Source organism: Clostridium budayi (assembly GCF_055396605.1).
In genome coordinates this window covers 240,001-254,276 of record NZ_AP042456.1, presented here as the reverse complement: position 1 = coordinate 254,276, position 14,276 = coordinate 240,001, and the positions used below count along the sequence as shown (strand labels likewise).

The 14,276-nt window shown below is 38.8% G+C and carries 4 protein-coding genes, 5 rRNA genes and 1 riboswitch (1 of these 10 running past the window's edge); all 9 genes read right to left on the bottom strand.

Features of this window, described 5'->3' with window-relative positions; genetic code table 11:
- Positions 1-103: 103 nt before the first annotated feature.
- Entirely contained in the window at positions 104-5,020 is a 4,917-nt protein-coding gene (locus tag ACZ5TJ_RS01205) for a SpaA isopeptide-forming pilin-related protein (RefSeq protein WP_464200779.1), read from the bottom strand.
- Between the two features lie 336 nt (positions 5,021-5,356).
- Complete coding sequence (locus ACZ5TJ_RS01200) at positions 5,357-5,632, bottom strand: DUF1653 domain-containing protein (protein ID WP_464200777.1); 276 nt, start codon at positions 5,630-5,632, stop codon at positions 5,357-5,359.
- A gap of 34 nt (positions 5,633-5,666) precedes the next feature.
- Positions 5,667-6,416: a YdcF family protein gene (locus ACZ5TJ_RS01195; protein WP_464200776.1), complete on the bottom strand. Its 750-nt coding sequence runs from the start codon at positions 6,414-6,416 to the stop codon at positions 5,667-5,669.
- 103 nt (positions 6,417-6,519) lie between these two features.
- Positions 6,520-6,636: ribosomal RNA gene (gene rrf / locus ACZ5TJ_RS01190) — 5S ribosomal RNA — on the bottom strand.
- A gap of 55 nt (positions 6,637-6,691) precedes the next feature.
- Positions 6,692-9,600 (bottom strand): 23S ribosomal RNA (locus ACZ5TJ_RS01185).
- Positions 9,601-9,879: 279 nt separating this feature from the next.
- Positions 9,880-11,394, bottom strand: a 16S ribosomal RNA gene (locus ACZ5TJ_RS01180).
- A gap of 554 nt (positions 11,395-11,948) precedes the next feature.
- Positions 11,949-12,521, bottom strand: a complete 573-nt coding sequence (locus tag ACZ5TJ_RS01175; RefSeq protein ID WP_464200775.1) for a xanthine phosphoribosyltransferase — start codon at positions 12,519-12,521, stop codon at positions 11,949-11,951.
- Positions 12,522-12,608: 87 nt separating this feature from the next.
- Positions 12,609-12,707: riboswitch (purine riboswitch) on the bottom strand.
- A gap of 165 nt (positions 12,708-12,872) precedes the next feature.
- Positions 12,873-12,989, bottom strand: a 5S ribosomal RNA gene (rrf, locus tag ACZ5TJ_RS01170).
- A gap of 55 nt (positions 12,990-13,044) precedes the next feature.
- A 23S ribosomal RNA gene (locus ACZ5TJ_RS01165) occupies positions 13,045-14,276 on the bottom strand; it runs 1,677 nt beyond the window's last position.
- Together the 16S, 23S and 5S rRNA genes form the textbook arrangement of a ribosomal RNA operon.

Genomic DNA, 14,276 nt, shown 5'->3' with positions numbered 1-14,276 from the left:
GTATATATGTTTAGATAATAACATTATTATATGTATAAAAAATGATTGAGTATAATGGATTTCTTAATAATTCCACTTACTCAATCATTTTCTATTTAAATATTTAATTTCTTTTTTTACTAGCTATAAGTGATATTCCACCAAGTAAGCTTATAATACCAAGTACTGAGACTGTACCTACTCTTCCTGTTACAGGTAATTTATTAGAATTACTATTTTTATCTTGTATCTCTAATTCTGACTTTTTGTCTTCACCTACTGGCTTACTTGGTTTCTCTACTTGACCATTATCTAATGATTCATCTTTTCCATCAGAATCTCCTGGTTGCTCTGGTTTTCCAGGCTCCTCTGGTTGTTCCGGTTTGTCTGGATCTACAGGCCTATCTGGATCCACCGGTTTGTCAGGATCTACTGGTTTGTCAGGATCTACCGGCTTATCTGGATCCACTGGTTTATCTGGATCTACAGGTTTGTCTGGATCCACTGGCTTGTCAGGGTCCACCGGCTTGTCAGGATCCACTGGTTTATCCGGATCTATTGGTTTATCCGGATCCACTGGCTTGTCAGGATCTACCGGTTTGTCAGGATCTACTGGTTTGTCTGGATCCACTGGCTTGTCAGGATCTACCGGTTTGTCTGGATCTACTGGCTTGTCAGGATCCACTGGTTTATCCGGATCTATTGGTTTATCCGGATCTATTGGTTTATCCGGATCCACTGGTTTATCTGGATCTACAGGCTTATCTGGATCTACAGGCTTATCTGGATCTACTGGCTTGTCTGGATCTACTGGCTTATCAGGATCTACTGGTTTGTCAGGATCCACTGGTTTATCCGGATCTACTGGCTTATCTGGATCTACTGGTTTATCTGGATCCACTGGCTTGTCTGGATCTACTGGTTTATCTGGATCTACTGGTTTACCTGGATCTACTGGTTTATCTGGATCTACTGGTTTGTCAGGATCCATTGGTTTATCCGGATCTACTGGTTTGTCAGGATCCACTGGTTTATCCGGATCCACTGGCTTGTCTGGATCTACTGGCTTATCAGGATCTACTGGTTTATCCGGATCCACAGGCTTATCTGGATCCACAGGCTTATCTGGATCCACTGGTTTGTCAGGATCCACTGGCTTATCCGGATCTACAGGTTTATCTGGATCCACTGGCTTGTCAGGTTCCACTGGCTTATCTGGATCTACTGGTTTGTCTGGATCCACTGGCTTGTCTGGATCTACTGGCTTGTCAGGATCTACTGGTTTGTCAGGATCTACTGGTTTGTCTGGATCCACTGGTTTGTCTGGATCCACTGGCTTGTCAGGATCTACTGGTTTGTCAGGATCTACTGGCTTGTCTGGATCTACTGGCTTGTCAGGATCTACTGGTTTGTCAGGATCTACTGGCTTGTCAGGTTCCACTGGCTTATCTGGATCTACTGGTTTGTCAGGGTCCACTGGCTTGTCTGGATCTACCGGCTTATCCGGATCCACTGGTTTATCTGGATCTACAGGTTTATCTGGATCTACTGGCTTGTCAGGATCTACTGGCTTATCCGGATCTATTGGTTTATCTGGATCCACTGGTTTATCTGGATCTACTGGTTTGTCAGGATCTACTGGCTTATCAGGATCCAATTCTTTAACATTCACTGCTTCAACATAAGCTATATTATTTATTTTGTCATTAATTATTTCAAATTCTATTAGTGTATTATCTAATATATATCCTTCTGGAGCCTTAATTTCCTTAAAATAATATTTCCCAGGAATTAAGTCATATACAATTATTTTTCCTTCACTATTAGTAGTATATTCTCCTATAGTTTCTAATTTATCATTTAATAATTCGAATACTGCTCCTTCTAATGCGTTTCTATTATCCTTATCTAATTTAGTAAGTATAACAGAACCTTTAAATACTTCTGGCTCATCAGGAATCTTAGTATTTTCAACTACACATTCAACTGTAATTTCTGTTTCACCAAATTTTATTTCAAATTCTGTTTTATTATCTGATATAGAATATCCATCCGGTGCCTTAATTTCATAAAATGCATACTTACCTGGTACTAATCCTGATATTTCTATTAATCCTTCAGAATTTGTTACTAATGAATCATTTATAACTTCATTAGTATCTAGATTAACTAATTTAAATATTGCGCCTTCTAAAGCTTCTTTAGAATCTGAATCTATTTTTTTAAGTTTAACTGACCCCTTTAATAGAGTATTTACTGCTTTACCAACATTTATTGTTGTTGTATTTCCAATCTCTATTTTGAATTCATATTTTTTATTGCTTAATTCATATCCGTTAGGTGCTTTTGTTTCTTCAAGATAATAATCTCCAAAGCCTAACCCGTTAACTTTTACTAATCCTTCTCTATTAGAAGTATAGATTCCTTCTTGCTTTTTCCACTCCCCATTAACATTTTTATAAAGAGTAAACTCTGCTCCTTCTAACGCATTATTTTTTTCATCGACCTTTAAAAGTTCTGCTGATCCACCATTAAATATATTAACATGCCTTCCAGCATATACAGTTTCATTTTCACCTGAAACTATAGTGAAATTATACTTTGTTTCATCTAATTTATATCCATCTGGTGATTTTATTTCTTTCAAATAATAATCTCCAGGCTCTAAATCTGTTACTTTAACTATACCATTTTCATCTGATTCAACTTCTTTTATTAATTTATCAGATGCACCATATAATCCAAAAATTGCCCCACTTAATGGTTTATTTTCTTCATCTACTTTTTCTAATTTTGCAGATCCATTTACAAATATATTTTCAACATTTCCAAGCTCTATTGTTACATTATTTTCCCTTGTTATTTCAAATGGATATTGCTTATCTGATAATAAATAACCGTCCGGTGATTTAACTTCTTTTAGATAATATTTCCCAACCTTTAATTCTTTAACCTCTACTATACCATCTTTATCTGATGTATAAGTACCTTCTTGTTTATCCCATGAACCATTATTATCTTTATAAAGTTCAAAAATCGCACCTTCTAGAGGATTCCCTAAAGTGTCAACTTTCTTTAATTTAACTGAACCTCCATTAAAAACATTAATTGATGTTCCAACGTCAACTACTGTCATTTCACCGCTCTTAATTTCAAAAGAATACTTATTTTCATCTATAGCATAACCCTCTGGTGCATTTATTTCCTTAAAATAATATTTTCCTGCAGCTAATCCCTGGATATCTATAACTCCATTGTTATCTGATACTACAACTTTAACAAGCTCATTACTTTCTTCTCTATATACTCCAAATTCCGCCCCCTCTAAAGCTTCATTTCCATCATGTAATTTAAGAAGTTTAGCTTGTCCTGCTTTAAATATGTTTACTACAGGATCTTTTTGTATTAATACGGTATCTTTACTCCCTACTATAATTTCAAACTCATATTTACTATTGCTATCTAAATCATATCCCTCTGGTGCACTTATTTCTTGAAGATAATACCTTCCAGGATATAAATCTAATACTTCTACTTTTCCATCTTTATCAGAAATAACTTCAGATATTTTTGTACCGTCCTCTTTATATACCCCAAATACAGCTCCTTGAAGTGGATTATTTTGATCATCAACTTTATATAATAATGCATTTCCTTTTATTATTTTATTTACTACTTCTTTTAAATCTATTTTATTTGCTTTTCCCGATTCTATTACTACATCATAAACTTCATTACTTAATTCATAACCCTTAGGCGCTTTTATTTCTTTTACATAATAAGTTCCTGCTTCTATATCAGTAAATTTAACATTACCTTCTTTATCAGATATAACTGTCTGTATTAAAGTATCATCACTTTTCCTAAATAGTCCGAATTCTGCTCCTTCTAATGGTTCATTGTTTTCACCTATTTTGTTAAGTTTAACTTCTCCTTTAGCTAAACTGAAAAAGTCACCCCAATTAAAGAAAAAATTATGGCATTCAAATCCTCCAAACTGATTAAGTTCTCCTGCCACTAACTGCCCATTGACACTTCCCCCTTTAGTATCAACATAAGCATTTGGAGCTATAATACTTCCAACTATACCTTTACCACCTATATATACATTTGTAGCATTTGGGAACATCCAAATCACTTTTGATGCCAATTTAAAAAGAGTTTTATTTTGAGGCTTACTTGTATCAACTATTCCATAGTGTAAATCTCCAGCATCTTCTCCTTGACCTAAGTATTCTATACCTGCTGAAGTAAATTCAATATTCTTTGCATCAGAATATATAACAACAAATTCATCATCATTTACCTCTGGAATCTTTACATCTTTAATTATTATGTTATCTTTGCCATCAGTTAAACCTGATGATATAAATACATTTGGATTATTTTTATCTCTTCCAAATCCCCACTTACCACTTTTTTCTCCTGTATATCCTTCCTCTAACTTATTACCTGGAATATAAAGATCTACTAAAGTTTCAGAATCAATACTTTCTGTATTGTAGATACTTGCCTGATTAGTTGCATTATCAACAGCTTGTCTCATTTCTGCAAATTTATTTTCTATCTCATCTACAGGCTTAACTTCACAATTAACAAATTGACCCGGTTTAGTATGAGATGGGATTTTAGACAGTTTTTCTTTAGTTTCTTCATTACTAACAACTATAGTATCTGCTAATACATCTAAATTAGAATTATTAGATATATAATTCTTTCCTATAAGGACCGATGGACTGCCATTCTCTATGTAAATTGATCCCATAAGATTGGCTGCTCCAGTTGCAGATGCTGGAACTGAAAAAGCCTCATTAACAGTAAAATCTCCTTGTACAGCTATAGCACCTTCTGTATCAGCTTTTGTAGCAGTATGGTTACCGAATACTATTGAGTTATAATGATTTAATCCCCCAAGATTCTCTAAAGACCCTATAGTTAATGCTACTACTTCTTTTACCGGCAATATATTGCCTATAATTAAAAATATTACGGTGAGCATTGCTAAAGTATTTTTAAATTTTAACCTTTTGCCTCTTTTCATCTACATCCCCTTTCCATTATTTTTAAATTAAGTAATTTATTCGTTGTTATGCTGATAGATTATCATAATAATTTTTATATTTCAATATGTCAAAAATTTGCTTATTTTAAGTTTAAAATTATTTTTCAAAAAATATTTAAGAGTATAATAAGTGAAATTATATTTATGATTTTTATACTTATTTTATATTGATTTACATCTATTTATTTTAAATTATATTTATATTAATTAATTTATTATTGTTTATAATTGTCTTTTTATGTCGATATTTTTTTGTAAAAAAAATTAAAGATAGAATTTAAAATCCTATCTTTATATTACTTTTATATATGATTTTTATTTGCTTATAGCATTTTGTATAAGCTTAATATCTTCTTCGTTAATTTCTTGAAATCTATATTTTTGTGTACAATTTGGATACTTTTCTGTATCTACTTTACTCAAGAACATATCTAAAGGCCTTACAAATATTCCAAATTCACCATATAAAGCTTTATATACTACTAATTCTTCCATAGTCTCAGAATGTTTAGCAACATCTAAAACTAAATATAACTTACCTTTAAAATGTTTAACTACTTTTCCTTTTAAATTATCTATATTTCTTTCCATAAATCTCACTCCATAATTTTTCTTTTGTTATATTTTATCTATCAAATATAATTGATTTATAAAATGCAAAGAATTCTCTTGCATACATTGATGGAACTAGATACCACTTTGTTCTACTTGTATATGAATTAATATTACTGTATCCATTCCTTTTAGCTATTATATTACTTCTTAGAGCATGAAAATCTGTTGTTATAAACGTAACTGCTAACTCATCTATATTTTTATTACTTATCTTTTCAATTATATCTTTTGAATACTTAAAGTTTTCATAAGTACTTGTTGCTCTATCTTCAAGAATTATTCTATTATTATCTAAACCGTTTTTAACTAAATATCTTCTCATAGCCTCTGCTTCAGTTATATCTTCACCAGGTCCCATTCCTCCTGATACTATCACATTACCTTCATAATCTGTCTTTTCAATAAATTCTAATGTAGAATCCAATCTGTCCTTTAAAGTAGTTGTTATAGTTTCCCCTCGTACACCTGCACCAAGTACAACTATATAATCAGCTTTTTCTGTTGAACTTTTAGAATACATTAATATACATGCTTCTGTTATTAAAAATATAGCTACACATATAAAAAATAAAATTTTAAATGGTTTAAAGAATTTAAATGTTTTTATATATGAATTTATCTTTTCATGGAAGAAGTAATATACCAGCATTAAAGCACCTAAAATTAAATAAAAAGTGCTAAATGTAGTGTAACCAAATACTAAATTAACTAATATAAAATAGCTTATACATAAAATACCCAATATAAATAAAATTATCATAGAATCCCCCCTATCACCTTTATATAATAATATCATACAAGGAGGATTTAATATATTTAAAAATAAAAAAAGAGATAGTAGTTTACTATCTCTTTTCGTTCACACCTGGCAACGTCTTACTCTCCCGCACGGTCACCCATGAAGTACCATCAGCGCTATAGAGCTTAACTTTCCTGTTCGGAATGGGAAGGAGTGTTTCCTCTATGCCATCATCACCAGATATCAGAGTGTTCTCTGAAAATTGCATATGAATTTTTGTTGATCGTCTGTTTTTATTGGTCAAGCCCTCGACCTATTAGTATCAGTCAGCTGAACATGTTACCATGCTTACACCTCTAACCTATCAACCTTGTGTTCTTCAAGGGGTCTTACTAGCTTATGCTATGGGAAATCTCATCTTGAGGTGGGCTTCACGCTTAGATGCTTTCAGCGTTTATCCCTTCCCGACTTAGCTACCCAGCTATGCTCTTGGCAGAACAACTGGTACACCAGAGGTCAGTCCATCCCGGTCCTCTCGTACTAAGGACAGCTCCTCTCAAATTTCCTACGCCCGCGACGGATAGGGACCGAACTGTCTCACGACGTTCTGAACCCAGCTCGCGTGCCGCTTTAATGGGCGAACAGCCCAACCCTTGGGACCTACTTCAGCCCCAGGATGCGACGAGCCGACATCGAGGTGCCAAACCTCCCCGTCGATGTGAACTCTTGGGGGAGATCAGCCTGTTATCCCCGAGGTAGCTTTTATCCGTTGAGCGATGGCCCTCCCACGAGGTACCACCGGATCACTAAGCCCGACTTTCGTCCCTGCTCCACTTGTGGGTGTCGCAGTCAGGCTCCCTTCTGCCTTTGCACTCTACGAACGATTTCCGACCGTTCTGAGGGAACCTTTGGGCGCCTCCGTTACTTTTTAGGAGGCGACCGCCCCAGTCAAACTGCCCACCTAACAATGTCCTGTCACCAGATTCATGGCGTCCAGTTAGAATTCCAGTAATATCAGGGTGGTATCCCAAGGACGACTCCATTAGGACTGACGTCCTAATTTCCCAGTCTCCCACCTATCCTGTACAGATAATACCGAAATTCAATGCTAAGCTACAGTAAAGCTCTACGGGGTCTTTCCGTCCAATCGCGGGTAGCGAGCATCTTCACTCGCACTACAACTTCGCCGGATTTGCAGTTGAGACAGTGCCCAAGTCATTACGCCATTCGTGCGGGTCAGAACTTACCTGACAAGGAATTTCGCTACCTTAGGACCGTTATAGTTACGGCCGCCGTTTACTGGGGCTTAAGTTCACACCTTCGCTTACGCTAAGTGTTCCCCTTAACCTTCCAGCACCGGGCAGGCGTCAGCCCCTATACATCAGCTTTCGCTTTAGCAGAGACCTGTGTTTTTGCTAAACAGTTGCTTGGGCCTATTCTCTGCGACCTACTCTCGTAGGCACCCCTTCTCCCGAAGTTACGGGGTCAATTTGCCTAGTTCCTTAACTGCAATTCTTCCGCCGGCCTTAGGATTCTCTCCTCATCTACCTGTGTCGGTTTGCGGTACGGGCACTACTTCTCTCTCTAGATGCTTTTCTTGGAAGCATGGAATCAGATACTTCGGTTCCGTAGAACCTTCCCCATCACGCCTCAGGATTGTTAAAGCGGATTTGCCTACTCTAACTCCCTAAACGCTTAGACTAACATCCAATAGTTAGCACATCCTATCCTTCTCCGTCACACCATCGATAATAACGATTATAGTGGTATCGGAATATCAACCGATTGTCCATCACCTACGCCTTTCGGCCTCGGCTTAGGTCCCGACTAACCCTCAGCGGACGAACCTTCCTGAGGAAACCTTAGATATTCGGCCTGTAGGATTCTCACCTACATCTCGCTACTGATGCCAACATTCTCACTTGTAATCAGTCCACCGCTCCTTACGGTACGACTTCAGCCCGATTACAACGCTCCTCTACCGCTCACACTAAGTGTGAACCCGTAGCTTCGGTGGTAAGTTTAGCCCCGTTACATTTTCGGCGCAGGATCTCTCGACTAGTGAGCTATTACGCACTCTTTCAATGAGTGGCTGCTTCTAAGCCAACATCCTAGTTGTCTTAGAAATCCCACATCCTTTCCCACTTAACTTACACTTTGGGACCTTAGCTGACGATCTGGGCTGTTTCCCTTTTGACCATGGATCTTATCACTCACAGTCTGACTGCCGGATTAAAAGTATGTGGCATTCGGAGTTTGATAAGGTTCGGTAAGCGCTATGCCCCCTAGCCCATTCAGTGCTCTACCTCCACTACTCACATGTCCGACGCTAGCCCTAAAGCTATTTCGAGGAGAACCAGCTATCTCCGAGTTCGATTGGAATTTCTCCGCTATCCACAGCTCATCCCATGCTTTTTCAACAGCAACGTGGTTCGGTCCTCCACGAGGTTTTACCCTCGCTTCAACCTGGCCATGGATAGGTCACCCGGTTTCGGGTCTACGGCATGCAACTAGTCGCCCTATTAAGACTTGGTTTCCCTTCGGCTCCGTACCTTAAGTACTTAACCTTGCTACATACCGTAACTCGTTGGCTCGTTCTACAAAAAGCACATCATCACCCTCATAAGGGGCTTTGATCGGTTGTAGGCACACGGTTTCAGGTTCTATTTCACTCCCCTCCCGGGGTTCTTTTCACCTTTCCCTCACGGTACTGCTTCACTATCGGTCATCAGGTAGTATTTAGCCTTGGGAGGTGGTCCTCCCTGCTTCCCACAAGGTTTCACGTGTCTCGTGGTACTCTGGATCAGAACTTTAGGCTTTCTCGTTTCACCTACGTGACTATTACACTCTACGGTTTAACTTTCCAGTTATCTTCGGTTACAATAGCTTCCTAAGTTAATGTTCTGTCCGCAACCCCAAAGATAAATCTTTGGTTTGGGCTCTTTCCTTTTCGCTCGCCGCTACTAAGAAAATCGATTTTTCTTTCTCTTCCTCTAGGTACTTAGATGTTTCAGTTCCCTAGGTTACCCTCATATAGCTATGTATTCACTATATGATACATGGGGTTAACCCATGTGAGTTCCCTCATTCGGAAATCTCCGGATCTCTGGCTATGTGCGCCTACCCGAAGCTTATCGCAGCTTATCACGTCCTTCATCGGCTCCTGATGCCAAGGCATTCACCATGCGCCCTTTGTAGCTTGACCTATTTAGTCATTTATATCAAAATTATTACAATTCAGATCTAACAAAGAATAGTATTTGTAAAAATACATTTTTTCTTGGCTTGTTGTATCAACAATTTATATTCATATGCAATTTTCAAAGAACATAACATTACAAATATTATGTAACGTTTATTTACTTTGAGAAACTTGGTTTCTCAAAATTGAACAGAATTTTTTAAACCTTCTTTTAAAGAAGAAATTCGAATTTCGAATTTTTTATTTACCAGTTAATCATCTTGTTAACTGAATTCTCCATAGAAAGGAGGTGATCCAGCCGCAGGTTCTCCTACGGCTACCTTGTTACGACTTCACCCCAATCGCTGACCCTACCTTAGGTCGCTGCCTCGCTTACGCGTTAGCTCACGAACTTTGGGTATTGCCAACTCTCATGGTGTGACGGGCGGTGTGTACAAGGCCCGGGAACGTATTCACCGCGACATGCTGATTCGCGATTACTAGTAACTCCAGCTTCATGTAGGCGAGTTTCAGCCTACAATCCGAACTGAGACAAGTTTTGAAGTTTAGCTCCACCTTGCGGTATTGCATCTCTCTGTACTTGCCATTGTAGCACGTGTGTAGCCCTAGACATAAGGGGCATGATGATTTGACGTCATCCCCACCTTCCTCCTGGTTAACCCAGGCAGTCTCGCTAGAGTGCTCAACTTAATGGTAGCAACTAACAATAGGGGTTGCGCTCGTTGCGGGACTTAACCCAACATCTCACGACACGAGCTGACGACAACCATGCACCACCTGTCACTCTGTTCCCGAAGGAACTTCCCCGATTAAGGGTAATGCAGAGGATGTCAAGTCTAGGTAAGGTTCTTCGCGTTGCTTCGAATTAAACCACATGCTCCGCTACTTGTGCGGGCCCCCGTCAATTCCTTTGAGTTTTAATCTTGCGACCGTACTCCCCAGGCGGAATACTTAATGCGTTAGCGGCGGCACAGAGGTGTTGAAACCCCTACACCTAGTATTCATCGTTTACGGCGTGGACTACCAGGGTATCTAATCCTGTTCGCTCCCCACGCTTTCGAGCCTCAGCGTCAGTTACAGTCCAGAGAGTCGCCTTCGCCACTGGTGTTCTTCCTAATCTCTACGCATTTCACCGCTACACTAGGAATTCCACTCTCCCCTCCTGCACTCTAGATTCCCAGTTTGGAATGCAGCACCCAGGTTGAGCCCGGGTATTTCACATCCCACTTAAAAATCCGCCTACGCTCCCTTTACGCCCAGTAAATCCGGACAACGCTCGCCACCTACGTATTACCGCGGCTGCTGGCACGTAGTTAGCCGTGGCTTCCTCCTTGGGTACCGTCATTATCGTCCCCAAAGACAGAGCTTTACAATCCGAAGACCGTCATCACTCACGCGGCGTTGCTGCATCAGGGTTTCCCCCATTGTGCAATATTCCCCACTGCTGCCTCCCGTAGGAGTCTGGGCCGTGTCTCAGTCCCAATGTGGCCGATCACCCTCTCAGGTCGGCTACGCATCGTCGCCTTGGTAAGCCATTACCTTACCAACTAGCTAATGCGCCGCGGGTCCATCTCATAGCGGATTGCTCCTTTAATTGCTGTTTCATGCGAAACTGCAATGTTATGCGGTATTAATCTCCCTTTCGGGAGGCTATTCCCCTCTATGAGGCAGGTTACCCACGTGTTACTCACCCGTCCGCCGCTAATCCGTTTCCCGAAGGAAACTTCATCGCTCGACTTGCATGTGTTAGGCACGCCGCCAGCGTTCGTCCTGAGCCAGGATCAAACTCTCAATAAAAAGTTTAATCTTTTAACTCATAAAACTTACTTTTCAAAAGAATTGCTGGTTTAAATGTTATTTATATATTCTGTTCAATTTTCAAAGACCAATTTTCCTCTGTCGCACTCAAGCGACTTATTTATAATATCATGTTTATCGATTTTTGTCAACAACTTTTAAAAATTTTTCTTTAAATTTTAATTATGTTGTTATACCTCTTTCGAGAAGCGATTTCTCGCAACCGACTTGTATGATTATATACTGTTTTTCGACATTAATTATATATATTATATGTATATAATTAAATTAACTCTAGTATATTCTATTTTCCTCTAATTTTCATCATTTATCTTGTATTGATACACTTGGATAAGTGTCCTGTTTTATATAACTTATTAACTGATATTAATCAATAAAATCCCCTAAAATGCATTAAGGTTTTATGTAATTAAGTATATAAATTTTAATAATATACGGTTATTATAATTTACATTATTAATACTTATATATAAAAATAAAGCTAACTATATTAAATATAGATAGCTTTATTTATTAACAGCTTTTATTATTTTTTATTTAAATTTTATTTCTCCATTTGTTATATCTTCTATTATAGCAAGTGATTCTACCCTTGCCCCTAATGATTCTAATACTTCTCTACCTTCTTGGAATCCTTTTTCTATTACTATTCCAATTCCAACTAGATTAGCCTTCGCTTTTTCTACTAATTCTATTAATCCTTTTGATGCACAACCTTTTGCTAAGAAGTCATCTATTACTAATATATTTTCGCCTTCATTTAAAAATCTTTTTCCTACTCTTACTTTATATTCTTTATTTTTTGTAAATGAATGTACAGTTACTTCATGAAGCTCTTTATCTAAGTTAAGACTTTCAGCCTTTTTAGCAAAAACAACAGGAACATAATCAAAATATTGAGCTACTATTGCAGCTATTCCTATACCGGATGCTTCTATAGTTAATATCTTATCGATTTTTTCGCCTTCAAATCTTCTTTTAAATTCTTTTCCTATTTCATTTAAAAGTCTTATATCCATTTGGTGATTTAAAAAACTATCAACCTTTAATATATTGCCTTCTCTTACTCTTCCGTCTTCTAATATTTTATTTTTTAATAATTCCATATCTGTTCCTCTCCCTTAATTTTATTTAAATGATCCTAATAACAAAAAAACTAGACCACTTCAGTCTAGGAACATATAGTTTATTATATAACTTTACTATATATTCGTAGTTAGGATTTGGCTCCTTGTAGAAACACCCAAGCCATAATTATTTGGGCATATACGAATTTTGTTTAATTTATTTAGTATAATATATCATTATTGATGTTATTGTTCAAGCATTTTATTTTTATAAACTTAAAATTCCATCAATTTACGACTTTTACTAACAATTGCTTACTATTTTTATTTAATATTACATATAAATTTATAAAAAAAAGAGATAGTAGTTTACTATCTCTTTTTGTTCACACCTGGCAACGTCTTACTCTCCCGCACGGTCACCCATGAAGTACCATCAGCGCTATAGAGCTTAACTTTCCTGTTCGGAATGGGAAGGAGTGTTTCCTCTATGCCATCATCACCAGATATCAGAGTGTTCTCTGAAAATTGCATATGAATTTTTGTTAATCGTCTGTTTTTATTGGTCAAGCCCTCGACCTATTAGTATCAGTCAGCTGAACATGTTACCATGCTTACACCTCTGACCTATCAACCTTGTGTTCTTCAAGGGGTCTTACTAGCTTATGCTATGGGAAATCTCATCTTGAGGTGGGCTTCACGCTTAGATGCTTTCAGCGTTTATCCCTTCCCGACTTAGCTACCCAGCTATGCTCTTGGCAGAACAACTGGTACACCAGAGGTCAGTCCATCCCGGTCCTCTCGTACTAAGGACAGCTCCTCTCAAATTTCCTACGCCCGCGACGGATAGGGACCGAACTGTCTCACGACGTTCTGAACCCAGCTCGCGTGCCGCTTTAATGGGCGAACAGCCCAACCCTTGGGACCTACTTCAGCCCCAGGATGCGACGAGCCGACATCGAGGTGCCAAACCTCCCCGTCGATGTGAACTCTTGGGGGAGATCAGCCTGTTATCCCCGAGGTAGCTTTTATCCGTTGAGCGATGGCCCTCCCACGAGGTACCACCGGATCACTAAGCCCGACTTTCGTCCCTGCTCCACTTGTGGGTGTCGCAGTCAGGCTCCCTTCTGCCTTTGCACTCTACGAACGATTTCCGACCGTTCTGAGGGAACCTTTGGGCGCCTCCGTTACTTTTTAGGAGGCGACCGCCCCAGTCAAACTGCCCACCTAACAATGTCCTGTCACCAGATTCATGGCGTCCAGTTAGAATTCCAGTAATATCAGGGTGGTATCCCAAGGACGACTCCATCAGGACTGACGTCCTGATTTCCCAGTCTCCCACCTATCCTGTACAGATAATACCGAAATTCAATGCTAAGCTACAGTAAAGCTCTACGGGGTCTTTCCGTCCAATCGCGGGTAGCGAGCATCTTCACTCGCACTACAACTTCGCCGGATTTGCAGTTGAGACAGTGCCCAAGTCATTACGCCATTCGTGCGGGTCAGAACTTACCTGACAAGGAATTTCGCTACCTTAGGACCGTTATAGTTACGGCCGCCGTTTACTGGGGCTTAAGTTCACACCTTCGCTTGCGCTAAGTGTTCCCCTTAACCTTCCAGCACCGGGCAGGCGTCAGCCCCTATACATCAGCTTTCGCTTTAGCAGAGACCTGTGTTTTTGCTAAACAGTTGCTTGGGCCTATTCTCTGCGACCTACTCTCGTAGGCACCCCTTCTCCCGAAGTTACGGGGTCAATTTGCCTAGTTCCTTAACTGCAATTCTTCCGCCGGCCTT